The 447-nt window shown below is 64.0% G+C and carries 1 protein-coding gene; it reads right to left on the minus strand.

Annotated elements, in window-relative coordinates:
• A partial coding sequence (locus NX773_RS23445) for a cadherin-like domain-containing protein (protein WP_258858644.1) occupies positions 1–447 on the minus strand: 447 nt, incomplete at both ends.

Consider the following 447-nt stretch of genomic DNA (forward strand, 5'->3'; position numbering starts at 1 on the left):
ACCGGCACGAAGCGCAGGTGGCTGGCATTAATTTCGGCCACGGTCATGCTGGCGCTGGCGCCAACGTCCTGCCATGCACCGCTCACGTAGGCCTGCAGCTTGCCCGCGCCCGGCAGTGCCGAGATCTCGACCTTGCTCAGTGAGTCGCCGGCATTGGCGTCGCTGAAGTTGAAATCGCTCGCCCCGAATACGTAGTTCGTGTCCTCAAGCGTGGTCACGGTGCCGCCAGTGCTGGTGGGCGCTGCGTTGGTCGAGGTGATCGTTACCCCAACCGACTTCGCGTCGGACAATGCACCATCCGAGACCGAGACCGTGAACGTGTCGCTGCCCGCCGTGTTGGCGGTATAGCTCACTTTGCCGTCGATGACGTCCTGCTGCGTGAACGTGGTCGCCGCCATGCCGCTGACCTTGATGGTGCCCTTGCCCGGTGCGCTGGTGACGGTGTAG

Origin of the sequence: Massilia solisilvae, assembly GCF_024753215.1 — a bacterium.
In the GTDB taxonomy this organism is placed as follows: domain Bacteria; phylum Pseudomonadota; class Gammaproteobacteria; order Burkholderiales; family Burkholderiaceae_D; genus Telluria; species Telluria solisilvae.